This is a genomic window from Arthrobacter sp. 2RAF6 (genome assembly GCF_052115205.1).
Classification (GTDB): domain Bacteria; phylum Actinomycetota; class Actinomycetes; order Actinomycetales; family Micrococcaceae; genus Arthrobacter.
This window is the reverse complement of sequence record NZ_JBFRGF010000011.1, coordinates 110089-134514: the sequence shown is the minus strand read 5'-3', so window position 1 is coordinate 134514 and position 24426 is coordinate 110089. Positions and strand designations below refer to the sequence as shown.

General features: G+C 64.1%; 22 protein-coding genes and 1 tRNA gene. 15 read left to right on the top strand and 8 right to left on the bottom strand.

Annotation, left to right across the window (positions count from 1 at the left end):
* From AB4Z38_RS10610 to AB4Z38_RS10600, 3 genes are all read left to right on the top strand, one after another.
* Positions 1-471, top strand: a 471-nt coding sequence (locus tag AB4Z38_RS10610; RefSeq protein WP_441429664.1) for a circularly permuted type 2 ATP-grasp protein, incomplete at its 5' end; no start/stop codon positions are given.
* 72 nt (positions 472-543) lie between these two features.
* Positions 544-1470 (top strand): alpha-E domain-containing protein, encoded by a 927-nt coding sequence (locus AB4Z38_RS10605; protein ID WP_078108851.1) that lies wholly within the window; start codon positions 544-546, stop codon positions 1468-1470.
* Positions 1467-2318 carry a transglutaminase family protein gene (locus tag AB4Z38_RS10600; protein ID WP_441429663.1) on the top strand — a complete coding sequence of 284 codons (852 nt, stop codon included), beginning with the start codon at positions 1467-1469 and terminating at the stop codon, positions 2316-2318. The genes AB4Z38_RS10605 and AB4Z38_RS10600 overlap by 4 nt, the downstream gene beginning before the upstream one ends.
* 25 nt (positions 2319-2343) lie before the next feature.
* Here AB4Z38_RS10600 and AB4Z38_RS10595 read toward each other — a convergent pair whose 3' ends face one another.
* Together AB4Z38_RS10595 and glgC are read right to left on the bottom strand one after the other, a co-directional pair.
* A complete protein-coding gene (locus tag AB4Z38_RS10595) occupies positions 2344-3795 on the bottom strand; it encodes an SDR family NAD(P)-dependent oxidoreductase (RefSeq protein WP_441429662.1) in 1452 nt (483 codons plus the stop codon).
* Positions 3796-3901: 106 nt separating this feature from the next.
* Positions 3902-5284 (bottom strand): glucose-1-phosphate adenylyltransferase, encoded by a 1383-nt coding sequence (gene glgC, locus AB4Z38_RS10590; protein ID WP_441429661.1) that lies wholly within the window; start codon positions 5282-5284, stop codon positions 3902-3904.
* A gap of 104 nt (positions 5285-5388) precedes the next feature.
* Here glgC and glgA point away from each other — a divergent pair, with 104 nt between their 5' ends.
* Entirely contained in the window at positions 5389-6588 is a 1200-nt protein-coding gene (gene glgA, locus AB4Z38_RS10585; RefSeq protein WP_441429660.1) for a glycogen synthase, read from the top strand.
* 179 nt (positions 6589-6767) lie between these two features.
* On the opposite strand, the gene AB4Z38_RS10580 is transcribed toward glgA, so the two are convergent.
* Positions 6768-8876 (bottom strand): acyl-CoA dehydrogenase family protein, encoded by a 2109-nt coding sequence (locus tag AB4Z38_RS10580; RefSeq protein ID WP_441429659.1) that lies wholly within the window; start codon positions 8874-8876, stop codon positions 6768-6770.
* Between the two features lie 34 nt (positions 8877-8910).
* Positions 8911-9633 carry a TetR family transcriptional regulator gene (locus AB4Z38_RS10575; RefSeq protein ID WP_441429671.1) on the bottom strand — a complete coding sequence of 241 codons (723 nt, stop codon included), beginning with the start codon at positions 9631-9633 and terminating at the stop codon, positions 8911-8913.
* Between the two features lie 68 nt (positions 9634-9701).
* On the opposite strand from AB4Z38_RS10575, the gene AB4Z38_RS10570 reads away from it, so the two are divergent.
* The 3 genes from AB4Z38_RS10570 to AB4Z38_RS10560 are packed head-to-tail and all read left to right on the top strand — an operon-like array spanning position 9702 to position 13338.
* On the top strand, positions 9702-11072 hold the full coding sequence (locus tag AB4Z38_RS10570; protein WP_441429658.1) for an acetyl-CoA C-acetyltransferase: 1371 nt from the start codon (positions 9702-9704) through the stop codon (positions 11070-11072).
* A 5-nt stretch (positions 11073-11077) separates the two neighbouring features.
* Complete coding sequence (locus AB4Z38_RS10565; protein WP_441429657.1) at positions 11078-12430, top strand: 3-oxoacyl-ACP reductase; 1353 nt, start codon at positions 11078-11080, stop codon at positions 12428-12430.
* The gene (locus AB4Z38_RS10560; protein ID WP_441429656.1) at positions 12427-13338 is read left to right on the top strand and encodes a MaoC family dehydratase; all 912 of its coding nucleotides are present in this window, start codon (positions 12427-12429) and stop codon (positions 13336-13338) included. Before AB4Z38_RS10565 ends, AB4Z38_RS10560 begins: the two co-directional genes overlap by 4 nt.
* Before the next feature lie 262 nt (positions 13339-13600).
* On the opposite strand, the gene AB4Z38_RS10555 is transcribed toward AB4Z38_RS10560, so the two are convergent.
* A tRNA-Leu gene (locus AB4Z38_RS10555) sits at positions 13601-13683 on the bottom strand.
* Between the two features lie 276 nt (positions 13684-13959).
* Between AB4Z38_RS10555 and AB4Z38_RS10550 the strand changes: the two genes are divergently transcribed.
* Both AB4Z38_RS10550 and AB4Z38_RS10545 read left to right on the top strand, forming a co-directional pair.
* The gene (locus AB4Z38_RS10550) at positions 13960-15264 is read left to right on the top strand and encodes a M20/M25/M40 family metallo-hydrolase (protein WP_441429655.1); all 1305 of its coding nucleotides are present in this window, start codon (positions 13960-13962) and stop codon (positions 15262-15264) included.
* Positions 15265-15274: 10 nt separating this feature from the next.
* Positions 15275-16435: an acyl-CoA dehydrogenase family protein gene (locus tag AB4Z38_RS10545; RefSeq protein WP_441429654.1), complete on the top strand. Its 1161-nt coding sequence runs from the start codon at positions 15275-15277 to the stop codon at positions 16433-16435.
* A gap of 43 nt (positions 16436-16478) precedes the next feature.
* Here the strand turns inward: AB4Z38_RS10545 and AB4Z38_RS10540 are convergent, their stop codons facing one another.
* Entirely contained in the window at positions 16479-16712 is a 234-nt protein-coding gene (locus tag AB4Z38_RS10540) for a DUF5703 family protein (protein ID WP_059389241.1), read from the bottom strand.
* 39 nt (positions 16713-16751) lie between these two features.
* Between AB4Z38_RS10540 and AB4Z38_RS10535 the strand changes: the two genes are divergently transcribed.
* Positions 16752-17024 (top strand): hypothetical protein, encoded by a 273-nt coding sequence (locus AB4Z38_RS10535; protein ID WP_284982173.1) that lies wholly within the window; start codon positions 16752-16754, stop codon positions 17022-17024.
* Between the two features lie 62 nt (positions 17025-17086).
* On the opposite strand, the gene AB4Z38_RS10530 is transcribed toward AB4Z38_RS10535, so the two are convergent.
* A complete protein-coding gene (locus tag AB4Z38_RS10530; protein WP_441429653.1) occupies positions 17087-18019 on the bottom strand; it encodes an aldo/keto reductase in 933 nt (310 codons plus the stop codon).
* Between the two features lie 52 nt (positions 18020-18071).
* Here AB4Z38_RS10530 and AB4Z38_RS10525 point away from each other — a divergent pair, with 52 nt between their 5' ends.
* Both AB4Z38_RS10525 and mshC read left to right on the top strand, forming a co-directional pair.
* Positions 18072-18905 carry an undecaprenyl-diphosphate phosphatase gene (locus AB4Z38_RS10525; RefSeq protein WP_441429652.1) on the top strand — a complete coding sequence of 278 codons (834 nt, stop codon included), beginning with the start codon at positions 18072-18074 and terminating at the stop codon, positions 18903-18905.
* 16 nt (positions 18906-18921) lie between these two features.
* The gene (mshC, locus tag AB4Z38_RS10520; RefSeq protein ID WP_441429651.1) at positions 18922-20205 is read left to right on the top strand and encodes a cysteine--1-D-myo-inosityl 2-amino-2-deoxy-alpha-D-glucopyranoside ligase; all 1284 of its coding nucleotides are present in this window, start codon (positions 18922-18924) and stop codon (positions 20203-20205) included.
* 61 nt (positions 20206-20266) lie between these two features.
* Here mshC and AB4Z38_RS10515 read toward each other — a convergent pair whose 3' ends face one another.
* A complete protein-coding gene (locus AB4Z38_RS10515) occupies positions 20267-21172 on the bottom strand; it encodes a PAC2 family protein (protein WP_284755619.1) in 906 nt (301 codons plus the stop codon).
* 119 nt (positions 21173-21291) lie between these two features.
* Between AB4Z38_RS10515 and AB4Z38_RS10510 the strand changes: the two genes are divergently transcribed.
* The 3 genes from AB4Z38_RS10510 to AB4Z38_RS10500 all read left to right on the top strand — a co-directional run bounded on the left by AB4Z38_RS10510 (position 21292) and on the right by AB4Z38_RS10500 (position 24364).
* The gene (locus AB4Z38_RS10510; protein WP_441429650.1) at positions 21292-22023 is read left to right on the top strand and encodes an HAD family hydrolase; all 732 of its coding nucleotides are present in this window, start codon (positions 21292-21294) and stop codon (positions 22021-22023) included.
* Entirely contained in the window at positions 22024-23193 is a 1170-nt protein-coding gene (locus AB4Z38_RS10505; protein ID WP_441429649.1) for a site-2 protease family protein, read from the top strand. It begins immediately after the preceding gene.
* A 118-nt stretch (positions 23194-23311) separates the two neighbouring features.
* Positions 23312-24364, top strand: a complete 1053-nt coding sequence (locus AB4Z38_RS10500; RefSeq protein WP_059389235.1) for a tRNA (adenine-N1)-methyltransferase — start codon at positions 23312-23314, stop codon at positions 24362-24364.
* The last annotated feature ends 62 nt before the right edge of the window (positions 24365-24426 follow it).

Sequence of the window (24426 nt, the reverse complement as noted above, 5' to 3'; positions counted from 1 at the left end):
GTCCTGGACCGGCTCGGAGAACTCGTGGTCAAGCCGGTGGACGGGTCCGGGGGCAAGGGGCTGGTGATCGGTCCTGATGCTTCGCGGGAGGAGCTGGAGGCGTTGCGGAAGCGGGTGCTGGCGGATCCGCGGGGCTGGATCGCGCAGCCGGTGTTGCAGCTTTCCACCGTGCCGACGCTCTCGGGGGACCGTTTCGGGCCCCGGCACGTGGATTTGCGTCCGTTCGCGGTCAACGACGGCGATGACGTGTGGGTGCTGCCCGGCGGGCTGACCCGGGTGGCGTTGAAGGAAGGCTCGTTGATCGTGAACTCGTCCCAGGGCGGCGGGTCCAAGGACACCTGGGTGCTCTCGGACTCCCCGCAACTGCCCGCCGTCGAGCTGCCCCGGTCCTCCATCACGGTCCGCGAACAGGTCTCGGTCTGGCCCGTCGAAAGCAACTGGCGGGACCGCCAATCGGACCAGCAACAGTGATCCGTCACGTCATGATGCCGGAGCAGGATACATTCATCGTCACAACGCAGGACCCGAAGGAGGCACAGCCCCATGCTGAGCCGTATTGCTGAATCCCTTTTCTGGATCGGCCGTTACGTGGAGCGGGCCGACGGAACGGCCAGGATCCTGGACGTCCACCTCGAACGCCTGAACCACCTGCCGCTCGAGGAGCAACGCAGCGTGGCAAGGGAACTCCTGGCTGTCATGGGGGCGAGGCCGCAGAGTGAGGAATTCGGCTTGCCGGAGCTGCTTCACGCCCTCGCCTACGACAAGACAAGCGCCACGTCCATTGCCGGCTCCTTGGGGGCTGCGCGTGAGAACGCGCGGCGGGCACGCGAGACCGTGTCCTCGTCATTGTGGGAGAGCCTCAACACTACGTACTACGGGCTGAACCAGCACCGTAAGGACGTGGTGGGTACGTACCGCTTCTGCAACTGGGTACTGGAACGCACCGCCATGGTCAGGGGCCTCGCGGACACCACGGTGAGCCACGACGAAAGCTGGCTTTTCCTGGTCCTTGGACGTTCGCTCGAACGTGCCGACATGACCGCGCGGATGCTGTCCACCAGGGATGTCCTCTCCGCGGGAATGTCCTGGGTGAACATGTTGCGTTGCGCCGGCGCCTACGAGTCATTCCTCCGGACCCGCCGTGCGGCCTTCGGAGACCAGCACGCCGCCGAGTTCCTCCTTCTGGACCGTTTGTTCCCGCGCTCCATCGTCTTCGCCTTGCGCGACGCTGACGAGTGCCTTGCCAAGCTGGATCCCTCCGCGCAGCGGGTGGGCTTCATCAACGACGCCCGTCGGATCGTCGGCCAAGCCCGTACCTTCCTTGAGTTCCACCGCACGGACGATCTCATGTCCGAGTTGCCCGAGCACATGGACCGGGTGCAGAAGGCCGTCACTCAGGCCTCCGACGCGATTTCCCGTAAGTACTTCAATCAGGCGGATGAACTGGCCTGGGTGGGAGAAGTTTCATGACCCGGCTAAGCATCGTCCACAAGACGGCCTACAAATACAACCGCCGCGTGACCTTGTCGTACAACGAGGCACGCATGACGCCGTTGACCGATCCACAACAGGTGGTCCTTGAATCCTCGCTGAAGATCACGCCGTCGCAAGCTGCCGTGAGCACCTACCGTGACTATTGGGGCACCCGCGTGACCGCCTTCGATATGCAGATGCCGCACGAGCGCCTCGAAGTGCTGGCCACCACCACCGTCGAGGTCCACCGGGTGGAACGGGTGGCCCTGGACGAAGAGATTGTCGGCTGGGAGGTGATGGCTTCCGACGGGATCCGGGACCAGTTCAGCGATTGGTTGCCGCAATCGCAGCTCAGCGGTCCGGGGGAGGAAGTCCTCGGCATCATTCCCGCCGTCGTCGCCGGCAAGAACCCGCACGAGACAGCCATGGCCATTTTCGAATGGATGCGCGGCGAAATGAGCTATGTGAAAGGCACTACGGGCGTTACCACCAACGCCGAGGAAGCCTGGAACCAGCGTCAAGGAGTCTGCCAGGACCTGGCCCACTTGGCCATCGGTTCGCTTCGCAGCTGCGGCATTCCGGCCCGGTACGTGTCCGGTTACATCCATCCGCGGCCCACGGCCGAGATCGGTGAAACGGTCGCAGGCCAGTCCCACGCGTGGCTGGAATGGTGGGACGGCGAATGGCGCAGCTGGGATCCCACCAACCACAAGCCTGCCGGAGATCTCCACGTCACCGTGGCGCGGGGCCGGGACTACCGGGATGTTCCTCCCCTGAAGGGCATCCTGTCCGGCGGCGGCGGCTCGGGCCTCACCGTGACGGTCGAGATCACGCGACTCACCTAGCAGGCCCGCGGCCCTCCGCCTGGATTTACCAGGGGGAGGGCTTGTAGTCCTTCAGGAAGACGCCGTATTGATCTTCGCCCTTTTCGCCCATGACGATGGGATCGTAGACACGCGCAGCCCCATCCACGAGGTCGAGCGGTGCGTGGAAGCCTTCCTCCATGAGCCTGACTTTGGTGTAATGCGGGCGTTCGTCAGTGATCCATCCAGTGTCGACGGCGGTCATCAGGATCCCGTCACTGTCCAGCATCTCTTGTGCGCTGGTCCGGGTCATCATGTTCAACGCGGCCTTTGCCATGTTGGTATGCGGGTGCCCGGGGCCTTTGTAGGCGCGGGAGAACTGCCCCTCCATGGCCGAGACGTTAACGATGTACTTTCTGTGGGCGGTGGAGCGCTTCATGGCCCCGCGGAGCCGGCTGACCAGGAGGAACGGCGCCGTGACGTTGCAGAGCTGAACTTCGAGCATCTCCAGCGGATCGACTTCGTCCACCACTTGGGTCCAGCTGTTGATGGCAGCAAGGTCCGGAACCAAGCCGCCGGCGTCGATCGCGGTGCCCGTCGCGATCCGCGCCAAGGACGCGGAGCCGGTGGATAAAGCGAGCGAGGTAATCGCATCACCCGCCAGCACAGGATGGTCCGTGACGCTTTGGGTGATGGCCAAGGGGTGCTTGTCGTGGGCATGGCCGAACGTGACGAGCTCCGGGCCGCCATTGGCTGCCTGCAGGGCCTCAGGGAGCGGCTCGTCCTCGGCATCAACCAAGGGCTTGTACGCATTCCCCGAACGCCGGACCGTTTGGGCGGCGTTGTTGATGATGATGTCGAGGGGGCCGGCTTCGTTGAGGGAGTCGGTGAGGGCCATGACCTGTGAGGGGTCGCGGAGGTCGATGCCCACAATCCTGAGCCGGTGCAACCAGTCAGCACTGTCTTCCATGGCCGCGAAACGTCGTGCCGCGTCCTTGGGGAAGCGAGTGGTGATGGTGGTGTGTGCTCCGTCGCGGAGCAAGCGGAGGGCGATATACATGCCGATCTTGGCTCGCCCGCCCGTCAGGAGGGCACGGCGTCCACTAAGGTTGGTGCGGGCGTCGCGCTTACTGTGGCTGAAGGCCGCACATTCCGGGCACAACTGGTGGTAGAACGCGTCTACTTGCGTGTAGTGCTGCTTGCAGATGTAGCAGGGCCGGGACCGGATGAGGTGGCCGGCGATTTCTCCCGTGGCCGAGGTGGCCAGCTTGTTGCCGCGGGTCTCGTCGTCGATCCTGTCCGGGGCCGCGGTGGCGGTCAGTGCGATGACAGCGCGGTCGGCTTCCGCGATCTCGTCCCGTTTGGTGACCCGGCGATGGCGCTTGACGGCCTTGAACATCTTTCCCGTGGCGCGACGAATGGCGACGTAGTCCGGGTGCTCCTCATCGTAGGCGTGGATGGTGTTCAAGACCTTGAGGCAGGCCTGGATCTCTTCAGGCGTCAAATCGGCGGGGCTCATTGGGTCAATTTTACAGGGTCGGACACAGCAAAGCCTCCCCGGCGGCAGAGGCTGGAGGCCTGCTGTCGCCCGGGAGGCCGGGGGCTGCTCTGGTTCAGGGTTCCGGTCAGACCTCTACCGAGGAAGCCTGGATTTTCGTGACCTGCTCCGCGGAGTCCCTGATGTCTGGGAACTTCTCCGTCGCAGCTTTGATCGCCTCCGGCACTGAGCGCCGGTATTCGGCCGCAAGGGCGAGCTCGGAAGCCTCCGGCTCCGGTACCACCTGGTCCTTGGCGAGTACGGTGATTCCGGATTCGGTGACCTTGAAGCCGCGGGCCCGGTCGAGGTCTGGATCCAAGCCGATGGCAGCCCCGGCGGGGACTTTCACGTTTTTGTCGATGATTGCTCGTTTGACCACGGCACCTGAACCGATGCGCACCTTGTCCATCAGCACCGAGTCCTGGACCCTGGTGGCCGGTCCTACGTAAACATCGTTGGAGAGCACGGACCCTTCCACGATTCCGCCGGAGATTACCGAGCCACTGGCCACGATGGAGTCCAGCGCGGTGCCCACGGTGCTGTTCTCGCCCCGGACGAACTTGGCCGGCGGTGAAATACTCTGCCGCGTGTAGATGGGCCATTCCGAGTTGTACAGGTTGAATATCGGCACGGGTGAAATGAGGTCCATGTGGGCGTCATAAAAGGAATCGATGGTTCCAACGTCGCGCCAGTACGTGCGGTCGCGTTCGGTGGAACCGGGAATATCGTTGAGCGTGAAGTCATAGACGCCGGCCTCACCCTGGGACACGAAGTAAGGGATGATGTCGCCGCCCATGTCGTGCTTGGTGTCCAGGCGCTCCGCATCGATGCGAAGTGCTTCCACCAGGGCGTCGGCGTCAAAGACATAGTTGCCCATGGAGGCAAGGAACTGCGAGGGATCGGCGGCGAGGCCTTCCGTTTCGGCGGGTTTTTCCACGAACGCCGAAATCTTTTGGGGATCGTTTTTGTCGACCTCGATCACGCCGAACTGGTTGGCCATGTTCAGTGGCTGGCGGACGGCCGCAACTGTGGCCTTGGCTCCACTGGCCACGTGCTGTTGGACCATCTGCTGGAAGTCCATGCGGTAGACGTGGTCCGCTCCGACAACAACCACAATGTCGGGGTTGGCGTCGTGAATCAGGTTCAGGGACTGGTAAATGGCATTCGCGCTGCCGAGGAACCAGCTCTTGCCCACGCGCTGCTGGGCGGGAACCGAGGCCACATATCTGCCCAGCTGGGTGGACATCCGCCAGGTCTCGGAAATGTGGCGGTCAAGACTGTGCGACTTGTACTGGGTCAACACCACGATCTGGAGGTACCCGGAATTGACCAGATTCGAGAGAGCGAAATCGATCAATCGATACCCCCCCGCAAACGGCACCGCAGGTTTGGCCCTGTCTGCCGTCAATGGCATGAGGCGGTTTCCTTCGCCGCCAGCCAACACAATTGACAATACTTTCTTCAACGCCATGGTGTTTGCTCTCCCTGTACGTCTTTGTAGCCCCCGAAAAAAGCCCGGGTTGCCGGACCCTTTCACACTAGAACACATACTCCGGAAGGACTACGTTAGGTAGCGTGCGCGTAGACATTGTGACTAAAGAGTTTCCACCCGAAATCTATGGCGGGGCCGGTGTGCATGTTGCCGAGCTCAGCCGCGTCTTGGCGAAGCACGTGGATCTGCAGGTGCGGGCCTTTGGCGCGCCCCGTGATGCGGACTTCCACGGGGCAACCGTGACGTCGTATTCCACACCGGATGACCTGGGGGCGGCCAATGCCGCTGTCCAGACCCTCGGGGTGGATTTGCGCATCGTGCCGGACATCGCCGGAGCGGACTTGGTCCATTCCCATACCTGGTATGCCAACATGGCCGGCCACCTGGCGTCCCTCCTGCATGGGATACCCCATGTGCTCAGCGCCCACAGCCTGGAGCCGTTGAGGCCGTGGAAAGCGGAGCAGCTGGGCGGTGGCTACGCATTGTCCTCATGGGTTGAAAAGACCGCCTATGAGGCAGCGGCGGCTATCATCGCCGTCTCGGACGGCATGCGGAAGGACATCCTGCGCAGCTATCCGAACGTGGATCCCGCCAAGGTCCGGGTGGTCCACAACGGCATCGACGTCGACATGTGGCAGCCGGACGAAGGCGAAGACGCAATTCGCGCCCTCGGCATCGACCCCGCCAAGCCCAGTGTGGTCTTCGTCGGTCGTAACACCCGCCAGAAGGGCGTCCCCTACCTCCTGAAGGCTGCGGCCAGCCTCCCGGAAGATGTGCAGCTTGTGCTGTGCCTGGGAGCGGCGGACACGCCGGAACTCGCGGCGGAAACGGCCCGGCTCATCGAGGACCTGCAGAGCAAACGCGAAGGTGTCCTGGTCATCGAACGCATGCTTCCGAGGCATGAGCTCATCCAGGTCCTCAGCCATGCCACGGCCTTCGCTTGCCCGTCGATCTACGAGCCCCTCGGCATCGTCAACCTCGAAGCCATGGCATGCGGCGCAGCTGTGGTGGCAAGCGCCACCGGCGGCATTCCCGAAGTTGTTCAGCACGGCGAAACAGGTCTGCTGGTGGAACTGGAGCAGGTCACGGACGGTACCGGTACCCCGCTGGATCCCGAGAAGTTTGTCGCAGATTTCGCCGCTGCCCTCAACGAAGTTGTGTCCGATCCTGCGCGGGCCAAGGTCATGGGTGCCGCGGGTCGCGTCCGGGCGGAGGAACACTTTTCCTGGGAGTCGATCACCGAAACAACCCTCGAGGTCTATCGCTCGGTCCTCGCCCCCTGACCCACTAACCAACGAGCCCAACTGACTCGCAGTAAGTGTCGTTTTGGGCGTCCAAAGCGACAACAACTGCTAGTCAGTTGGGAAAGAACGACGACGGCGCCGCACCCCTCAAGCGGGAGTGCGGCGCCGTCGTCGTTAAAGGATTCGGCAACTGTTCACCGGCCGGTCACGGCACGATGCTAGCTGGATTTCCTCCCCTTCAAGGCGAGGAGGCTCTTCTCCTCCGCGGGGGCGTTGCCGCTTGCCCGTTGCGCCCCGAAGTGGCCGCGGGCTTCGTCCTGGCGTTCCTTCTCGGCGCCCGAGGCGATGGACGCCCGCAAGTGCTCCGGACCGTAGCCGAAGGAATCGACCAGGTCCAGGGCGTGCGGACGGATCTTGATGAGCAGCCTGTTGATGTATGCCCCCACAGTGCGTCCGCGCTGCATGGAAAGGCGGCCGTTCATGAGGTACCAGGACAAATGCTTTTCGATGAGCGAAAGGCCGAACAGGTCACGAAGCCATGTCAAGACGCGCAAGGTGCCCGGATCGGCGACCTTGCCGAGAGCTTCCGTGAACGCTTCCCATTGCAGGAGTTCGGCGTGGGCCTGGGCGGCTTCAATCAAATCGTCCTGATGCTGGTTGAAAAGTGCGGCGCCCTGATGCTGTGGCAGCTTGTTTGCACCCTTGAGCGCAGAGCCCACCTCCGCCACCATGGACTGCACCCGATCTGTCAGGAGCGTGCGTTGGCCTTCTTCGTCCCGCAGGGCCAGCGCAGCCTTCTGGACTGATCCCGTGTCCGCCACGAACTGCGCTACTTGACGCAGGCCTGTGCGGTTGATGGCGACGTCCGCCGCCTGGGCCGCAACGAAACGGGCCAGCACTCCAAAGTCGACGTTGCGGAACTCCTTGGCGTAGTCGGCCAGGAGGCGCTTGGCGACGAGCTGGAGAAGCACGGTGTTGTCACCCTCGAACGTGGCGTACACGTCCAGGTCCGCACGGAGCGAGGCGAAACGGTTTTCGACGAGGAATCCGGCGCCGCCGCAGGCCTCGCGGCACTCTTGCAGCGTGTCGAGGGCGTGCCAGGTGCTCATGGGCTTGAGGGCCGCGGCAAGGGTCTCGAGGTCCTGGCGGTCGGCGTCGGTGTCGTGCCGGCCGGAGAAAACGTCGTCGAACTTTTCGAGCAGCTGCTCGTGCGCGAAGCTCGCAGCAAAGGTGGTGGCAAGCCGGGTGAACAAGCGGCGCTGGTGCCGCTGGTAGTCCAGCAGGACTTCCTCGTCTGTGGGGGATGAGGCGTTGAACTGGCGTCGTTCGGCGGCGTAGCGGAGGGCCGTCGTCAGGGCCAGCTTGCTGGCGGCGACTGCGGCGCCGTCGAGGGAGACGCGGCCTTGCACCAAGGTGCCAAGCATCGTGAAGAACCGCCGTCCCGGGCTGGCGATCGGCGAGGTGTACTCGCCTTCGGGGGAGATGTTGCCGTAGCGGTTGAGCAGGTTGGTGCGCGGTACACGGACATCGCTGAAATGCAGGCGGCCGTTGTCGATGCCGTTGAGCCCGCCCTTGATACCGTCGTCTTCGCCGCCGATTCCGGGCAGGAACTCCTTGGTATCCGGGTCCCTCAGCTCGACATAGAACGCGTGGACGCCATGGTTCACGTTGCGGGTCACCAGTTGGGCGAACACGACGGCGGCCAGTCCGTCCTCGGCTGCGTTGCCGATGTAGTCCTTCCATGCGGCGCGGAACGGAGTGTTGATGACGAACTCCTGGGTGGCCTCGTCGTACGTGGCCGTGGTGGCGATGCTCGCAACATCGGAGCCGTGTCCGGTTTCGGTCATGGCGAAGCAGCCGGGGATCTCCAGGCTCATGATTCCGGGCAGCCATTTGTTCTGGTGCTCCTCCGTGCCGAGGTGCATCACCGCCGAACCGAAGAGGCCCCACTGGACGCCGGCCTTGATCTGGAGTGAAGGATCGGCAGTGACGAGCTCCTCGAAGCCGGCGATGTTGCCACCGTGGTCATCCGAGCCGCCCAGGCTGGCGGGGAAAGCCCGGTGTACGGCGTTGTTTTCCACGAGGTACTTCAGCTGCCCGAATACACGCTTGCGGTGCTCGGTATGCGTCAAGCCCTCGATCTTGTGTACCTCGGGGCGGCCTGCGAGCTCGCGCGCCGTGTGCCGGATGTGGGCCCACTTGCCGAGCAGCAGTTCTCCAAGGGCCGCTACATCCACCGTGGGGGCAGGCGCAGCAGGCTGTGTGCTTGCAGCCGTTCCGGCGGCCGCCCGGTTGCTGGAGGAGGTGCGGTCCACTACTTCAGTCATGGTGATTCCTTCTTTGGTTCCGAACAACGTGGAGTCATTGCTGATATTCAGAGGAGTTGATCTTGAGTTCCGGGGCGATACCCACGCACAGCCAATCGGTGATCCGGGCCGCCATGGTTTCCTGGTCGGGCTTTGCGGGGGAGGCGGGACTACCGAGCCACCTCTCGCCGGCGTTGCGGACCAGCCCGATGGCCGCCGTGGGCCAGTAATCGATCAGTGCTTCCTTTTCCGCTCCCAGGTGCTCACGCATGGGCCGGGCGATCATGGCACTGATCGACTCGAAGAAGTGGCCAAGCGCTCCCGAGGCGGCGATGGCGTCTTGCGCCGAGGGTTCCCCTTGCGAGAGCCGCGTGATGAACGCGTAGACGGCGGGGCTGGACTCCGCCATCTGCAGGTACGCGGAGACCATGGCGAACAAGCCTTCGCGGGGAGTCTGCGCATTTTCTGCCGCTTCCTTCATCCGCCGTTGCATTTGTCCCAGCACTACTTCGCCCATCGCCTGTTGCAAGCCGGCTTTGTCCCCGAAATAGCGGTAGTACACCGACTTGGAGGTACTGGCCGCGGTCGCGATGTCCTCCATGGAGGCATCGCTGCCCAGCGCGTGGACAGCCTTTCGGGCGGCCTTGATGAGATCGTGCCGGCGCGATTCGCGGTGGAGCTGCCAGCGGGCGGCACGGCCGTCGACGGCGGGAGCCTCACCGTCCGCGGGGGGCGGGGTCCCGGCGTCGTGTTCGGCAGGAAGTCCTGGCCTGGAGATGTTCACGATACTCAGCGTATCAGGTACGCTGGGTATCAGTAACCCGATGTGATTATAAGGAGAAACGCATGCCTGCAGCAGCACATTCCGAGAGCGCACCACACGAATCCCCCGCGACCCAAGGCACACTCCGCCGGGCCGTGGTGGTTGGCGGGAACAGGATCCCCTTTGCCCGGACCGGCGGCGCCTACACCAAATCATCGAACCAGGACATGCTGACGGCGGCACTGGACGGGCTGATCGCACGCTTTGGCCTTCAAGAGGAGCGGATCGGTGAGGTCGCCGCCGGCGCCGTCCTGAAGCACTCCCGCGACTTCAACCTGACGCGCGAAGCGGTGCTTGGCTCCGCCCTTTCCGCGGAGACGCCTGCCTACGATCTCCAGCAGGCGTGCGCCACCGGCCTTGAGACCGTCCTGGGACTTGCCAACAAGATCAAGCTAGGCCAGATCGACTCGGCCATTGCCGGCGGCGTCGACTCTGCCTCGGATGCCCCTATTGCCGTGAGCGAGGGCCTCCGCGAAATCCTGCTTGACCTCAATCGCGCCAAATCCCTGCCCGAGAAGCTCAAGGTCCTCTCTCGGCTGCGTCCAAAGGACCTCGCCCCGGATGCTCCGAACACCGGGGAACCGCGGACAGGCCTCTCCATGGGAGAGCACCAGGCGCTCACCACGGCCCAATGGAAGATCAGCCGCGAAGCCCAGGACGAGATTGCGTTCAATAGCCACCACAACCTCGCCGCAGCCTACGAACGTGGCTTCTTCGATGACCTCGTGACTCCGTACCGTGGGCTCAGCCGTGATTCGAATCTCCGGCCCGATACGTCCATGGAGAAGTTGGCCACCCTCAAGCCCGTCTTCGGAAAGAGCCTTGGAGCTGAGGCCACCATGACGGCCGGCAACTCCACCCCGCTCACGGACGGCGCCTCCACGGTTCTCCTCGGCACTGAGGAATGGGCGGACGCCCGGGGCCTGCCCAAGCTGGCCGTCGTCGTCGACGGCGAAGCGGCCGCCGTCGATTTCGTCCACGGGAAGGACGGACTCCTCATGGCCCCGGCCTTTGCAGTGCCACGACTCCTTGCACGCAACGGCCTGTCCTTCGAAGACATCGACTTCTTCGAAATCCACGAAGCCTTTGCGGGCACCGTCCTGAGTACGCTCGCCGCTTGGGAAGACGAGGAATTCGGCCGTACCCGGCTGGGACTGGATGGCGCCTTCGGCAAGATCGACCGCGCCAAGCTCAACGTCAACGGCTCGTCCCTCGCCGCCGGACATCCCTTCGCCGCGACCGGCGGACGGATCGTCGCGTCGCTGGCGAAGATGCTCCACGACAACGGCCCGGTGGACGGCCGTCCCGCGCGCGGACTCATCTCCGTCTGCGCAGCCGGAGGGCAGGGCGTCGTCGCTATCCTTGAGGCCTACTCCGCTCCGGAAGGGCGGTAGCCGGCATGACGGACAAATACACACAGTTTGTCAGTCACGGGATTGGCAAGGACCTGGCCAAAAGGCTCGGCCTGCCCCAACCTGCCGTGCTCCGGAGGTACAAAGCGGGAGAACCGCTGGTTCCGGGGCCGGTCCTCGTGCTCGGGAGTGGCAACGGCAAGACCGCGGGCGCCGACGAATTGGCTGCCACCCTCGTGGGCTGGGGCCTCGACGTTCGGCGTTCCGCCTTGCCCAAGGAAAAGCTGGGGGCGATCATCCTGGTGCTTGACGCCGTCGAGCATCCGGAAGAGCTTGCGGGACCCGTTCTCACTGCGGCCCCATCGCTCCGTGATTTGGCCCCCGGCGCAAGGGTCGTCACGATCTCCTGCACGTCCGCCTCTGCCGCCAACCCGGCTGTTGCCGCGGGTCGCCAAGGCGTCGACGGCCTGTTGCGTTCCCTCGCCAAGGAACTCCGGTCAGGTGCCACGGCCAACGGCATTCTCCTCGGCGACGGTACCGGCACCACGAGCCCCAGCACACTGGGTGCGCTGCGCTTTTTCCTGTCCGGCCGGTCCGCGTTCGTGGATGGTCAGTTCCTGACCGTCACCTCAGGAGCCGGCGAGCTTTCCGCCGACGCCGACAAACCCCTGGCCGGGAAGGTAGCCGTCGTCACGGGAGCTGCGCGTGGCATCGGAGCGGCGATCGCGCGGACCCTGCACCGGGACGGCGCCCGGCTGGTGGTGGTGGATATTCCCGCCGCGGGGGACCACCTTGCCGCCGTCGCCAACGAGGTCCATGGCACTGCCCTGCAATTGGACATCACGGCCGAGGACGCCGGGAAGCGGATCATCGATCACGCCGTGGAACGCCATGGCGGCCTCGATATCGTCATCCACAATGCCGGCATCACCCGGGACAAGCTCCTGGCCAACATGGATGAGGGCCGCTGGAATTCCGTCATCGGCGTGAACATCGCCTCACAGTTGAGAATCAACGAGGCACTCCTGGGCTCGGACCTGCTCAACAAAACCCCACGGATCGTGTCGGTGGCCTCCACCAGCGGTATCGCCGGCAATCGCGGGCAGACCAATTACGCTGCTTCGAAAGGGGGAGTGATCGGCATGGTCAGGGCCACGGCGCCCTTGCTGGCAGAACGTGGTGGCTCCATCAACGCCGTCGCGCCCGGCTTCATCGAGACCGACATGACCGCCCGGATCCCCTTCGCCACCCGCGAAGTAGCGCGCAGGCTGAATTCGCTGCAGCAGGGCGGACTGCCCGGAGACGTGGCAGAGGCTATTGCGTTCCTGGCATCTGACGCGGCCGGCGGAATCACGGGAGAAGTGCTCAGGGTCTGCGGACAGAACCTGGTGGGTGCATGACCACGGAACAACCACTCATCCTGGGGGAGCTGCCGTCCCTCTCGAAGCTGTACGTGAATGCGGCGGCGACGGCGGCACGGCGGAGGGTGATGGGGTTCCAGGCAGCCACCGCGCTGCCTCACGGAAGCCATGAGGTCCGCGGGGTGCGCGCCGACGTCGCGAACCTGACCGCTTACCAGCACCTGATCGGGGAGACTGCGAGTGACGCGCTGCCTGCTGGCTTCATCCATGCCCTCGCGTTCCCGGTTGCCATGAGCGTGCTGAACCGGGACGACTTCCCGCTTCCCCTGCTGGGGATGATCCATTTGAAGAACCATGTGGAGCAATTGCGGGCAGTCCAGTTCAGTGAGCCGCTCGACGTCCGCTCCTGGGCCGAGGACATGCGCGGCCACAGGGCGGGAACCCAGCTGGACGTCGTCGCCGAAGTCCGGTCAAGGGACGACGGGGCCTTGCTCTGGCGGGGCGTGTCGACGTATTTGGCCAAGGGGGTCTTCCTCCCGGGAGTCGATAAGGCCGCCACGGCTGCCGCTCCGGCTGACTTCACGGCACCCGCACCAACGGCCGTCTGGCAGCTCGGCGTGGATACCGGCCGCCTTTACGCCGCCGTATCCGGCGACTTCAATCCGATCCACTTGAGCCTCCTCTCGGCCAAGGCGCTGGGCCTGCCGCGGTCAATCGCGCACGGCATGTACCTTGCATCCCGGGCCTTGGCCGACGTTGGCTCGGTGAAGTCGGAAGCGTTCCGATGGGACGTGATTTTCGAGGCACCGGTGTTCCTCCCGGCGCGGGTGGCCCTGGAAATCGGCACCGTCCACTCCGCGTCGGGGTCGTGGGAGCGTTCGGACTACGTCGCCTGGAACCCACGAAGCGGCAGGAGGCACTTCAGCGGATCCGTGACGGCGCTGTAGGGCACCGGTTTCGGGGTTCAAGGCTAAGGGAACGGCTACGACGACGGCGGTCACCCCCGTGGGCGACCGCCGTCGTCGTGCCTGGCGGAGCCAGATTCTGCGCCAGATTCTGCGCCAGGTTCAGTGTCAGGTTCACTGCCGTAAGTGAATTGCCGGTAATGCAATTTAATAAATGTGATGAACGCCGCAAATTGCCCGAAAAGGAAAATTCACGTTAAACAAACAAGGCCTGGAATTGTCGAAATTCCAGGCCTTGCATTTGTGCGCGGAGGGGGACTTGAACCCCCACCCCCTTTCGAGGACTAGCACCTCAAGCTAGCGCGTCTGCCATTCCGCCACCCGCGCAGGTGGTGTTCGGAGCCTTCGTTCTGCGCCTCTCGGCGCTTCTCTTTCCTCCGAAGCAGCGAGAAAAACTCTAACACGGTTTCGGGGAAATAAAAAAACCGGAGCCGGAGAGGGGCCTGCCGACCTCAATTGAACCCTGCCATTCCGCGCCAAAACGCGGGAAAGCGCGCGGCTAAACGAGCCTGCGGTGGGTAGGCTGAGGGAAGCGCGCGGGGGCGTCCGCACCATCTGCCTACCCGCCGGAGTCCGTCCATCCCAGCCAGCAAGGAGAGTTCCATGACTGATATCCGACCCGAGGACGAAGTAGTCCGGATCTGCCAGGAACTCATCCGCATAGACACCTCGAACTTCGGTGACGATTCCGGTCCCGGGGAACGCACGGCAGCGGAATACACGGCGGCGCTTATTAATGACGTCGGACTGGACGCGGAAATCTTTGAATCGGCTCCGGGCCGGGCCAATCTGGTCACCCGCATGGCAGGGGAGGACCCCTCGGCCGGTGCCCTCGTGGTGCACGGCCACCTCGACGTCGTTCCGGCGCTCAAGGACCAGTGGTCCGTGGATCCCTTCAGCGGCGAACTCAAGGATGGACTCATCTGGGGACGCGGCGCCGTGGACATGAAGGACATGGACGCCATGATCCTCTCGGTCATGCGTGACTTCGCCCGCACGGGACGCAAGCCCAAGCGGGACATCATCTTCGCGTTCTTCGCCGACGAGGAGGCCGGAGGCAACCACGGCGCGCGCTACGCCGTCGAGCACCGCAGGGAGCTCTTCGACGGCGCTACGGAAGCGATTTCCGAAGTAGGTGGCTTCTCGGCCACCATCGGAGGCCAGCGCACCTACCTGCTGCAGACCGCGGAGAAGGGCCTTTCCTGGCTGCGCCTCGTGGCTCACGGGCGTGCCGGCCACGGCTCGCAAATCAACACGGACAACGCGATAACCCGCCTGGCCGGGGCCGTTACCAGAATCGGCGAGTACAGATGGCCGATCGAGCTGACCCCCACCACCCGGCAGTTCCTCGATGGTGTCACGGAACTGACCGGCGTCGAGTTCGATCCGGACAACCCCGAGACCCTCCTGAAGGAACTCGGCACCGTAGCGCGCTTCGTGGGGGCTACCCTCCAAAACACTTCGAACCCCACGCTGCTGAGCTCCGGATACAAGCACAACGTCATCCCCGAATCGGCGGAAGCGCTGGTGGACTGCCGCACGTTGCCGGGCCAGCAGGAACTGGTCTTCGAAACCGTCAAAAAACTTGCCGGCGACGGCGTGGACGTCAGCTACGTCAACAAGGACGTGTCCCTGGAGGTGCCGTTCGCCGGCAATCTGGTAGACGCCATGATCGACGCCCTGCATTCGGAAGACCCCGGCGCCAAAGTGCTGCCCTACACCTTGTCCGGCGGCACCGACAACAAGTCGCTCAGCAAGATCGGCATCACGGGCTACGGGTTCGCCCCGCTGATGCTCCCGGAGGAACTCGACTTCACGGGGATGTTCCACGGGGTTGACGAACGCGTGCCGGCCGATTCGCTCAAGTTCGGATCCCGGGTGCTCAACACCCTGCTCAGCAATTACTAGGGAGAACGCCGTGACCCCTGAAGAGATCCTGGCGGACGAGCTGCTCGACCGCATCCGGGGCCGCGCCGCGGGCTACGACCAGAACAACTCGTTCTTCGACGAGGACCTTGAGGAGCTTGCTGCGGCGGGTTACCTGAAGATCTTTGTCCCCGAGTCCGACGGCGGCCTAGGGCTCGGGCTCGAAGCCGCGGCGGCGCTTCAGCGCCGGCTTGCCGCGGCTGCCCCGGCCACCGCGCTGGCTGTCAACATGCACCTTGTCTGGACCGGCGTCGCGCATGTCCTGGCGGCTCGCGGCGACGATTCCCTTGACTTTGTCCTCAAGGAGGCCGGACAGGGCGAGATCTTTGCCTTCGGGATTTCCGAGCCGGGCAATGACTCCATGCTCTTTGATTCAGGGACCATGGCGGAACCGCAGCGGGACGGCGGGTACAGCTTTACCGGGCGGAAGGTCTTCACGAGCCTGTCGACGGCATGGACCCGACTAGGGATCTTCGGCAAGGACAGCGGCGCACGGGAGGGGAGTGGAGAGCTGGTTTTCGGCTTCATCCAACGCGACGCGCCCGGCCACGAGACACTGAGTGACTGGGACACCCTGGGCATGCGGGCCAGCCAATCGAACACCACGCTTTTGCGGGGTGCCGTAGTGCCGCCGGAACGGATCTTCCGGAAACTGCCCGTAGGACCCAACCAGGATCCGTTGATCTTCGCGATCTTCGCTTGCTTCGAAACGCTGCTTGCCGCCGTCTACACGGGCATCGGGGAGCGGGCATTCGCCCTGGCGGTCGAGGCGGCCAAGCGCCGCACCTCGGCCAAATACGGCGGCCGAAGCTTCTCGCAAGACCCGGACATCCGCTGGAAGATCGCCAACGCCGCCATGGCAATGGATTCCATCCAACCCCAGTTGGCGTCGGTCGCCCGTGACGTGGATGGCCTGGTTGATCACGGGGCGCAGTGGTTTCCCAAGTTCGTGGGGCTCAAGGTGCGGGCCACGGAGAACGCCCGGACCATGGTGGATGTGGCAATCCGGGTTTCCGGAGGCTCAAGCTACTTCCGGGGATCCGAACTCGAACGGCTGTATCGCGATGTGCTGGCCGGGATCTTCCATCCCTCCAACGACGAATCGGCGCACACCACTGTGGCCAACGCGTGGCTCGGTCCGCTCGAAAGCTGAAACGCTCGAAAGCTGGAGGGGGAACCCGAAAGCGCGGCCGCTGCTACACGGTGCGCTGTACGTTGAGTACTCTGCGGCGCAGCCAGAACCGGCGACCGCCGCCGATATAGAGGATGCTCCGCTCCAGTTCCCACTTGCCATATTCGGAGTGCTCCACGAGCCGACGCCGCGCCTCGGGCAAGGAATCGTCAGGGCTGACGGTCAGCACGAGATACTCGTACTGCCTCGCGTAGTCCCGCTGACGCTCCACTGAACTGCTCAGAAATTGTTCTCTCATCCCTCTCCATTTTCGTCTTTTTCGGGCTAACGTGAAGTCATGAGCATCGATCCGCGTGTCGCGCTTCAGTCATTGACAGCCGCCTTGGAAGAGCACCTGATTGCCGCTTCCGCCCGCAGGGGCGAAGGAGATCCCGCTGTGGAGGCAGCGTTTTTCGCCGTCGCCGATGCCTTTGAGGTATATGAGGACTCACTATACGAGGCCTACTCGGAAGTCACACCACTTCAGGTGTTCGACGACGATGAAGAAGATGACGACGAGGACAACAGTGAACTCCTCGACGAAGACGAGCTGGAGATCCTCGACCAGTAGTGCCGGATCAGTAGTGCCCGGTCAGTAATCCCGCAGCCAATAGTGCCGCAGTTTCAGCAGTGTCAGATCGCTGAAACGTCTTCCAGTGCCCGCGAAATCTCAGCGGGAAGAGGGGCCAGTTGCGCGTCCAGCAACTCCTTGAGCTGGACCGCATTGCGTGCGCCCACCACGGCCGTGGATACGCCCGGGCGGGAGAGCAACCAGCTCAGCGAGACGTCGACGGCGGAGCGTCCCAATCCGCGCGCGGCCATTGCCGCTGCTTCGACGATCCGTGCCCCCCGCGCGTCGAGGTACTTTTCGACGTAGCCGCTGAGGCGGCCTTCCGCGGCTCGTGATTCAGAGGGAATCTGTCCACGGTATTTGCCGCTGAGCACCCCGCGGCCGAGGGGCGCCCACGCCATGAGGCCGAGGCCGGCATCTTCGACTGCGGGCACCAGTTCGTCTTCGGGCTTCCTGTGCAGGAGCGAGTATTCGGATTGGTTGGCCACCACGGTGAATCCCGCGATGGCCGCGGCCTTGGCGGTCTGCCAGCCGTTGTAGTTGGAGATGCCGACGTACCGAGCGCGTCCCGAGCGCAGCGCAAGGTCAAGTGCGGAAAGCGTTTCGTCCAGCGGAACATTAGGGTCCCAAGCATGCGCGAACCAGATGTCCACATAGTCGGTCCCCAGGCGGGCAAGGCTGGCGTCGAGTGCGGACAGCATGGACCCGCGGGAGGCATCGACACTCCGCCGGGCGTCCGACGTCGAGACGCCCGCTTTCGTGGAGAGGACAACCTCCGAACGCGCCACGACGTCTCCCAGCATGGAGCCGAGGAGAGCTTCGGCTCGTCCGCCTGCGTAGGAGGCAGCGGTATCGATCATGGTGCCGCCCGCTGCGATGAACGTATGGAGCAGCTCCCGTGCATCCTGTTCGTCCGTTTCTTCCGCCCAGGACATGGTGCCCAGGGAAAGGGTGGACACCCGAAACCCACTGTTGCCGACGTAACGCTGCTGCATAGCTGATAGCTTACGGGGAGATCGGGTAGATCATGACGTAGGGTCTATTCACGTGAACTGGATAGAAGCAGCCTTCCTTGGCCTCGTGCAGGGCCTGACAGAATTCCTTCCGATTTCTTCGAGCGCACACCTGCGAATTGTCGGCTCGTTCCTGCCCAATGCGGCGGACCCCGGAGCTGCTTTCACGGCCATTACCCAGCTGGGCACCGAGACGGCCGTGATCGTCTTCTTTTGGCGCGACATCGTCAGGATTGTGCGCGCGTGGTTCGGATCGCTGCGCGGCAAGGTCTCCAGGGACGATCCCGACGCGCGGATGGGTTGGCTGGTCATCCTCGGCAGCCTGCCTATCATCGTGCTCGGCCTGCTCTTCCAGGACCAGATCGAATCCGTGCTGCGCAGCCTGTGGATCGTCGCCACGATGCTCATCGTCTTCGGCATGATCCTCGCGGTGGCCGACGCCGTTGGCAAGCAGGAACGCCAGCTGAGCCAACTGACCTTCAAACACGGCATCCTTTACGGACTGGCCCAGGCCATGGCGCTCATCCCGGGCGTCTCGCGTTCCGGCGGAACCATCACTGCCGGCCTCTTGATGGGGTACACGCGTGAAGCGGCGGCACGGTATTCGTTCCTGCTCGCCATACCCGCTGTCTTCGGCAGCGGCCTGTACCAGCTGTACAAGGTGGTGTCGAAGGAAGGAATCACCGGACCGTTCGGCCTGCCGGAAACAGCACTGGCCACCGTCATCGCGTTCGTTGTGGGCTTCATCATCATTGGCTGGTTCCTCAAATTCATTTCCACCCACAGCTACCGTGTCTTCGTGTGGTACCGCATTCTCCTTGGACTCGCCCTCTATGTATTGCTCGGTTTCAATGTCATCAGCGCCTAGCACTATGGTTGAGGCTGTGAAATCGTGGATCTCCCGCCCTGTGCCTGAACTACCCGGCAGCATGCCCCCGTTGAGGCTGTTCGATACCGCCCTGAGGGCCTTCGTGGAGGTCGAGCCACGCGCCGAGCAATCCATGTACGTCTGCGGCATCACGCCCTACGACGCCACCCACATGGGCCACGCGGCCAGTTATGTCGCCTTCGACCTGCTCAACCGGGCTTGGCGGGACAGTGGCCAGCGGGTTGCGTACGTCCAGAACGTCACCGACGTCGACGATCCCCTCCTGGAGCGCGCCACCGCCACCGGCGTTGACTGGCGGGAACTGGCAGCGAGCCAGATCGAGCTATTCCAGACCGACATGGACGCCCTCAATGTGCTGGCTCCGAGTCACTACATCGGAGCCGTCGAGGCGATCCCGATGATTGTCCCGGCTATCGAGAAACTGATCGCGGACAAGCTCGCCTACCGCGTGCACGGCACCGGCGGCGAACCCGACGGCGACGTCTATTACGACGTCGAGGCGGCCGGCAAGGCTTCGGATAGCCCGGACGCGTGGACACTCGGTGACATCTCGGGGCTCGGCGAAGTGGAAATGTTGGAGCTTTTCGCCGAACGCGGCGGCGATCCCGGCCGGTCGGGCAAACGGAATCCCCTTGATCCCCTGCTATGGCGCGTAGCCCGCGACGGCGAACCGAGCTGGCCCGGCGCAAGCCTCGGTGACGGACGCCCGGGCTGGCATATTGAATGCACCGTCATCGCCCAGAAGTACCTGCCGGCTCCGTTCACTGTTCAGGGCGGCGGATCGGACCTCGTCTTCCCGCACCACGAAATGGGCGCCGGACACGCCTATTCGCTCAGCGGCATTCCCTTGGCACGCCACTACGCCCACGCCGGAATGGTGGGCCTGGACGGCGAAAAGATGAGCAAGTCCAAAGGAAACCTCGTGCTTGTGTCGAAGCTCCGTGCCGCGGGCGAAGAGCCTGCCGCAGTCCGCCTGGCGATCCTGGCCAACCACTACCGTTCGGATTGGTCCTGGACCGATGAAGGGTTCGCCCAGGCCAAGGAACGCCTCAACACGTGGCGGGCCGCCCGCGACATTGCTCCCGAGGGAACAGCGGCGGAGCTGCTGACGCGGATGCGTGCCGAGCTGGCCAACGACCTCAATGCTCCCGGCGCGGTCGCCGCCGTCGATGCCTGGGCTGCGGCGGCCCTCGGCAGCGCGTCCGGCGCCAATCCCTCTGCGCTGGATTCCGCCCTGGTGAGCGACGCGATCAACGGATTGCTCGGCGTCGAGCTCTAAGGGAACTTCGGGAGCGGAAGGCGACACTGGCTGAAGCGGACAGGCCCTGGCGGGAGGACCGTCAGGGCTTGTCCTTGCCCCTGCGCTTGAGGTAGCGCTCGAATTCGCGCGCGATGGATTCGCCGCTGGCCTCCGGCAGGTCAGCCGTGTCCTTGGCCTCTTCGAGCTGCCGCACGTAGGCGGCGATTTCGGGGTCTTCAGTGGCCAGTTCGTCCACACCGCGCTCCCAAGCCTCCGATTCCTCGTTGAGGGCATGGGTGTCCAGCGGCACTTGGAGCAAATCCTCGATCCTGTTCAAAATGGCCAGTTGCGCCTTGGGGGAGGGGGGCTGCGCGACATAGTGCGGCACGGCCGCCCACAGCGACACCGTAGGCAAGCCCGCGAGCAACGCGAATTCCGCCAGTACCCCCACAATGCCAACCGGCCCCTCGTACTGCGAAGCCTCCAGGTTCAAGCGCTGCCGCAATCCGCTGTCGTCCGAGGTGGTGCTGACGGGGATCGGGCGGCTGTGCGGGACATCGGCCAGAAGGGCGCCAATCAGGACAACGTAGTCGACTTTGAGCGTTTCGGCGTGGACCAGGAGTTCGGCCGTGTAGGCGCGCCAGCGGTAGGAAGGCTCGGTGCCGAGCACGAACACCACATCGACGTTGCTGTCCGGGACGCTTGCTTTGTACAGGCGCGTGGAAGGCCATTTCACCTTGCGCGTTCCGGCTGCCGTGCGTCGCACGGTCGGCCTGGTGAACTGGAAGTCGTAATAGTCGTCGGCATCAACGGATGCCACTTTCTTTCCTTGCCACAACTTGTTCAAGTAGTGCAGGGAATCGCTGGCCGCCTCGCCGGCGTCGTTCCAACCCTCGAAAGCCGCCAGCATCACCGTGATGCGCTGGCCTTCGGCTACAGGCTGGAGAAGGCGCTCAGGCTCCGGTGAAGTGGCCTGTCCGTCAGGGGCTCCGTCCAAACTGTTCATTCACTCACCCTACGTCCAACACCGCCGCCGATGCATGGCGTGAGGGGACCGGCGTGGCCAGACTTCGCCTCGGGCGTAGAGCGGCAATTGCCCCTCCTCGTTCCACGTAGACTTTAGGCATGCTTGCTTCAGCCACCCAGTCCTTGCTCAAAGCCGCGCTATGGGACATGGATGGCACCCTGGTGGACACCGAGCCATACTGGATTGCTGCAGAGCGCACCCTCGTAGAGTCCCACGGCGGCGTCTGGGGCCATGAACAAGCCATGCAGCTCGTAGGGCAGTCGCTGATGCACTCAGCTGGCATTCTCCAAAGGGCTGGAGTGAACCTGGAAAAGCGCGAGATCGTTGACTCCTTGAGCGCCCAGGTCATCGACCGTCTCCGCGTCGAGGTGCCGTGGCGGCCCGGAGCCAGGGAATTGCTTGACGAGCTGTACCAATCGGGCGTCCGTTGTGCCCTCGTGACGATGTCCGAAGGCCCGATGGCGCGGGAAGTCGTGGCCAACCTCCCCCTGCCCTACTTCGAGTTCCTCGTCACTGGGGACACCGTCAGCCAAGGAAAGCCCCACCCGGAGGCTTACCTAGCTGCCGTCGAGCGGCTCCGGGACACCGACCCCGGGCTGACCGTGGATCATTGCGTCGCACTCGAGGATTCCGTCCCGGGAGTTGCTTCCGCGATCGCCTCCGGCGTGGTCACGGTCGGAATTCCACACCAGATGCCACTGCCCGAGGACCCCCGCCGGGCAACCTGGGACACCCTTCAGGGACGGAAGGTCGCCGACCTCGAAGCACTTGTTGCCGCCCGGGCATCCGCCAATGTGCCGGCCGGCGCTTTCCTTGGACAGGCAAACTAAGTGAGCACTCCCGGAAACCGCGGCCATAGCACCCGTAGCAGCAGCAAGGACGGAATTCCACTCGGCCGCATCGCGGGAATCCCCGTGTACCTTGCGTACTCCTGGTTCGTCATCGCGGCGTTCACGGTGGTCGCCTATGGACCAGCGCTGCTCGTCCGGAACCATTCCTTGGGAATCGGCGCCTACCTTGTGGCCTTTGGCTATGCGGTGCTCCTGGCCCTTTCCGTGCTCGTCCATGAACTTGCCCATGCCTTGAGCGCCAAGGCTTTCAAGTGGCCCACGGAGAAGATCGTTTTGAATCTCTGGGGCGGGCACACCCAGTTCGAGAGCTTCATCGCGTCCCCGGGCCGTTCGGTGGTTGTCGCCTTGGCGGGACCCGCAGCCAACTTTGTCCTCGCGGGCGGTGCCTGGCTGTTGCTGCAGTCCGGTGTCTTCACCGGGGTGGGGGACACCCTGACGAACATCCTCATGTGGGCCAATTTGCTGATCGGCATCTTCAATGTGCTCCCGGGCCTGCCCCTTGACGGGGGCCGCTTGGTGGAATCCGCCGTATGGAAAGCCACGGGCAGCCAGGAGAAGGGTACGGTTGCCGCCGGTTGGGCGGGGCGGGTCATCGCGATCGTCCTGGCTGTGAGCTTCATCGTCCCGCCGTTGCTGGGCGGAAACAGCCCTGATCTTCTTCAGGCGCTCATCGCCCTCCTGGTTTGTAGCTTCCTGTGGATGGGTGCCTCAGGCGCCATTCAGCAGGCGACGCTCCGCGGCCGCCTCCCCTTGGTGAGTGCCTCAGCTTTGGCGGAGCCCGCCGTCGGGATTCCGAACTCGGCCACCGTCGCCGACGTGCTGCGCGTGGCACCCTACGGCACTCCCGCCGTCGTGATCTGCGGACCCGACGGCCGGCCCCAAGGTCTTGTCGATCCGCATGCCACCGCAGCCGTGCCGCCCTCCGAGGTTTACACAACGTTGGTCACGGCGGTTTCGACCCCGCTCGCCGACGGCGCCTACGTCCCATGGACCTCCAGCGGCCAGGAACTGATCCAGTATTTGGCGCAGCTCAGCGGCGCCGAATACGCCGTCGTGGACGAACGCGGTACGGTCATGGGCCTGCTGCGTCAGCAGGCCGTAGTGACAGCCATTACAGGTAAAGTAGCCCGACGGAGCGGACGCCCATAGGACCTTCCCGGTAGAGTTACCTGCCGGCCGTGAAATAACCCGGCCGGCAGTGCGCATCACCAAGCAGTAACTGCGGCAACAAATGACGGCCCAGCCGTACAGGAGCGAGGAAACACCCATGAGCAGCGAAACCGCCGCCAACTACACGGCCACCGGCGCCGCCGACACCGCCATCCAGCCGACTGGTGCGGCACGGCGCCGAGGGCCGTTCCGTGTGGGCGAGCGGGTTCAACTCACGGACGAACGCGGCCGGATGAACACCATCACCTTGGAGGAAGGCGGAGCCTTCCACACGCACCGCGGCTTCCTCAACCATGACGAAATCATCGGTCAGGTTGACGGTTCCGTGGTGGCCAACAACATAGGCCAGCAATACCAGACGCTCCGCCCGTTGCTCTCGGACTTCGTGTTGTCCATGCCCCGCGGTGCCGCCGTCGTGTATCCCAAGGATGCCGGCCAGATCGTCACCATGGCCGATATCTTCCCGGGCGCGCGGGTTGTGGAAGCCGGCGTTGGTTCCGGCGCCCTTTCGATCTCCCTGCTTCGCGCGGTGGGCGACAACGGCTACCTGCACTCTTTCGAGCGCCGCGAAGAATTCGCCGACATCGCCCGCGGCAACGTGGAAACCATTTTCGGCGGTCCGCACCCTGCCTGGAAGATCTCATTGGGCGACTTCCAGGAGGAAGTTGTGCGCTCGGAGGAGCCCGGATCCGTGGACCGCGTGGTGCTGGACATGCTCGCTCCTTGGGAATGCCTCGACGCCGTAGCCACCGTTTTGGCCCCCGGCGGCGTGTGGATCAACTATGTCGCCACCGTGACCCAGCTCTCCCGTACCGCAGAAGCCATCCGTGCCGACGGCCGTTTCACGGAACCGGACGCGTGGGAGTCCATGGTCCGCGGCTGGCACCTTGAGGGCCTCGCTGTCCGTCCCGACCACCGCATGGTGGCCCACACCGGATTCCTCCTCGTGACCCGTCGCCTCGCAGACGGCGTGACCGGGATCTCCGTCAAGCGGCGTCCGTCCAAGACCGAGTTCAGCGAGGAAGACCTGAATGCCTGGACACCTGGAGCCGTAGGAGAGCGTGCGGTTTCCGACAAGAAACTGCGGCGGGCGGCGCGGGATGCGATTGCCGGCACCAACGTCAAGGACGACCCCACGCCCGCTCCCTGAGGAAAGATCACAAACTGGTCCGCATTCCGGATGTCACAGGTTTCCCGACGCTTTTGAGGGCT

What these genes read in the sequence shown, in the direction of transcription:
- AB4Z38_RS10605 (WP_078108851.1), top strand. Translation starts at nt 544, where the DNA reads ATGCTGAGCCGTATTGCTGAATCCCTTTTCTGGATCGGCCGTTACGTG.
- AB4Z38_RS10565 (WP_441429657.1), top strand. Translation starts at nt 11,078, where the DNA reads ATGACGGACAAATACACACAGTTTGTCAGTCACGGGATTGGCAAGGAC.
- AB4Z38_RS10500 (WP_059389235.1), top strand. Translation starts at nt 23,312, where the DNA reads ATGAGCAGCGAAACCGCCGCCAACTACACGGCCACCGGCGCCGCCGAC.
- AB4Z38_RS10580 (WP_441429659.1), bottom strand. Translation starts at nt 8,876, where the DNA reads ATGACTGAAGTAGTGGACCGCACCTCCTCCAGCAACCGGGCGGCCGCC.
- AB4Z38_RS10540 (WP_059389241.1), bottom strand. Translation starts at nt 16,712, where the DNA reads ATGAGAGAACAATTTCTGAGCAGTTCAGTGGAGCGTCAGCGGGACTAC.
- AB4Z38_RS10530 (WP_441429653.1), bottom strand. Translation starts at nt 18,019, where the DNA reads ATGCAGCAGCGTTACGTCGGCAACAGTGGGTTTCGGGTGTCCACCCTT.
- AB4Z38_RS10560 (WP_441429656.1), top strand. Translation starts at nt 12,427, where the DNA reads ATGACCACGGAACAACCACTCATCCTGGGGGAGCTGCCGTCCCTCTCG.
- AB4Z38_RS10510 (WP_441429650.1), top strand. Translation starts at nt 21,292, where the DNA reads ATGCTTGCTTCAGCCACCCAGTCCTTGCTCAAAGCCGCGCTATGGGAC.
- AB4Z38_RS10515 (WP_284755619.1), bottom strand. Translation starts at nt 21,172, where the DNA reads ATGAACAGTTTGGACGGAGCCCCTGACGGACAGGCCACTTCACCGGAG.
- AB4Z38_RS10550 (WP_441429655.1), top strand. Translation starts at nt 13,960, where the DNA reads ATGACTGATATCCGACCCGAGGACGAAGTAGTCCGGATCTGCCAGGAA.
- AB4Z38_RS10595 (WP_441429662.1), bottom strand. Translation starts at nt 3,795, where the DNA reads ATGAGCCCCGCCGATTTGACGCCTGAAGAGATCCAGGCCTGCCTCAAG.
- AB4Z38_RS10600 (WP_441429663.1), top strand. Translation starts at nt 1,467, where the DNA reads ATGACCCGGCTAAGCATCGTCCACAAGACGGCCTACAAATACAACCGC.
- AB4Z38_RS10535 (WP_284982173.1), top strand. Translation starts at nt 16,752, where the DNA reads ATGAGCATCGATCCGCGTGTCGCGCTTCAGTCATTGACAGCCGCCTTG.
- AB4Z38_RS10570 (WP_441429658.1), top strand. Translation starts at nt 9,702, where the DNA reads ATGCCTGCAGCAGCACATTCCGAGAGCGCACCACACGAATCCCCCGCG.
- glgC (WP_441429661.1), bottom strand. Translation starts at nt 5,284, where the DNA reads ATGGCGTTGAAGAAAGTATTGTCAATTGTGTTGGCTGGCGGCGAAGGA.